The sequence below is a fragment of the Streptomyces tendae genome, from assembly GCF_014650435.1.
Lineage (GTDB): Bacteria > Actinomycetota > Actinomycetes > Streptomycetales > Streptomycetaceae > Streptomyces > Streptomyces tendae.
In genome coordinates, this window is the sequence record NZ_BMUY01000065.1 from 1 (window position 1) to 1,939 (window position 1,939).

5 protein-coding genes are annotated in these 1,939 nt (G+C 70.1%); all 5 read right to left on the minus strand.

What is annotated here, in order from left to right; all coding sequences use genetic code 11:
* Positions 1-186, minus strand: a 186-nt coding sequence (locus IE258_RS40580) for a putative phage holin (RefSeq protein WP_444545811.1), incomplete at its 3' end; no start/stop codon positions are given.
* Positions 183-416 (minus strand): DUF7620 family protein, encoded by a 234-nt coding sequence (locus IE258_RS42210; protein ID WP_444545812.1) that lies wholly within the window; start codon positions 414-416, stop codon positions 183-185. The genes IE258_RS42210 and IE258_RS40580, both read right to left, overlap by 4 nt.
* The gene (locus IE258_RS40585; RefSeq protein ID WP_189750806.1) at positions 379-705 is read right to left on the minus strand and encodes a hypothetical protein; all 327 of its coding nucleotides are present in this window, start codon (positions 703-705) and stop codon (positions 379-381) included. The genes IE258_RS42210 and IE258_RS40585 overlap by 38 nt, the downstream gene beginning before the upstream one ends.
* Positions 706-789: 84 nt before the next feature.
* Positions 790-1,173: a hypothetical protein gene (locus IE258_RS40590; protein ID WP_189750807.1), complete on the minus strand. Its 384-nt coding sequence runs from the start codon at positions 1,171-1,173 to the stop codon at positions 790-792.
* 31 nt (positions 1,174-1,204) lie between these two features.
* Positions 1,205-1,939, minus strand: a 735-nt coding sequence (locus IE258_RS40595; protein ID WP_189750808.1) for an N-acetylmuramoyl-L-alanine amidase, incomplete at its 5' end; no start/stop codon positions are given.

Consider the following 1,939-nt stretch of genomic DNA (forward strand, 5'->3'; position numbering starts at 1 on the left):
GGGCCAGATGGTGATAGCGATGGTGTACAGGCCGAGCAGTCCGATAGCGGCGGTGAAGGCCATCAGGTGCCGGCCTACGGGGGTGGATCTCCAGGGGGCGTTCAGGTGGTAGACCACCGCGAACACCAGACTGGCAGCGGCGACGAGGCCCGATGCTGTGATGTTGCTGATCTGCGCCCAGTTCATCGCTGGCCTCCTTCCAAAGCGTTGCGGAACATTTCCGCGAAATGGTTTTGCTGCCGCTCGCGGGCCAGGCGGGCAGCCAGGTGGGTGACGGCCTGCCGGGTCGCCTCAACGTCCCGGCGGGCCTGCTGGGCACGAGAAAGAGCCGACCTGGCCTCCTTGTGCCCAGCGGTCTCCGAGTGCGTCGGGGTTGGCTCAGGACGGCGGCGCAGCAACCGTCGAATCCATGGCATCCCCGGGCACCTCCCTTCGTATGGCGCGTAGCACGTGGTCGGCGACCCGTGCCAGCTCCAGCAGTTCCCCGACCTGGTTGGTCGCTTCGATGCGTGCGGCTTCGCTCTCTCGGTGCGCAGCTCGCCACATGTCGCGGTCTTTGACGAGTTCCGCGATGCGGTCGTCTCGGTCTTTGCGGACGTCATCGAGGACGGACCGTGCGACGAGATGCCCTTTGAGGATGAGCAGCACGATGAGGGTGACGATGGCCCCGGCTCCGCCTGGAAGCAGGACGGACAGGTCACTCACCGGACCGCTCCTTCTGTGTGGGGGGTTGTGGGCACGCCGTGGCCGCTGCCAGTCGGTGGGGGGCGTGCCTGGGGGTCACGGCGGCTAGACGGCGGTGGGGCCGCGCTTGGCGAGCGGGCTGGACTGCTCGATGCCGACCTCGGGGACGGGGGCGGTGACCTCGCGGCGCAGCATCAGGGCGACGGCGCCCTCCACGACGAGCATCCACAGTGCCTGCTGCTCGGCGGACAGGTTGAGGCCGAAGCCGAGAAAGAGAGCGAGGACGGCCTGGGCGAGGTTCACGATGGCGGCCGCGGCGGCGCCGGTGCGCAGGACGACCGCCTCCGCCAGGGCGACGAGCGCGGACAGGACGGCCATGATGACGGCCTGCTGCTCGGCGGACACGTCCAGGCCGTAGGCGGACGCCAGCTTCAGCGTGACAGCGACGAAGCCGAGCAGAAGCACGGGCTCTCTGCCGAAGATCTTCACGATCGGTCTCTCTTCTTGTGGGGGTGGGTGGTCAGGACTGGTCGGTGAGGTGCTCGCCGAGCTTCTCGAGCGCGGCGCGGGCGCCGGCCTCGGCGGCGGCCTGGATCTCAGTGGCGTCGAGGCCGCCGCCCTCGGCGAGCTTGCCGACGGTCGCGGTCAGCGCGGCGACCTGCGCGGTCAGCGACTTCACGGCGGCTTCGGTGCCGCGCAGGTAGGCGTAGGCGTCACGCTTCTCGCCCGTGCCCTTGTACGCCCAGAGTTCGTATGCGGACACGTTGTCCTCCTTCGGAGGGGTCGGGGTGGGGGTCTGAGGCTTCGCCGGGGCCGGCGTGCTACTGCCCGGGGACCAGCTGGCGGGGTGCTTGAGGCGCGCGGCGACGTCGGCGCGGAATCGGTCCATGTCGAAGCTGCCGCGGCCCTCCACGGGCCCGTGGGGGTCGATCTTCCCGGGCTGCCACTCCTTGTGGCCGATCACCGATCCGGCTCCCCAGCCGTGGGTGCGGCAGATCGCGGCGGCCCAGCGGACGGCGGCGTCGTACTGGACGCTGGGGTAGGTGTCCTTGCCGTTGCCGAGGTTGACGATCTCCAGGCCGTAGAAGCGGGAGTTGCCGTCGGTGTCGGCCTCGTTGTCGGCGGGCAGGGCGGTTTCGTTGATGACGGCGCGCAGGACGTCGCCGTCGCCGGAGCCGGCGTGGTTGGCGCGGCCGTAGCCGACCAGGTGGAGCCTGCCGGACTTGCCGCCGACGGTGTGGCAGAGCGGTCCGGG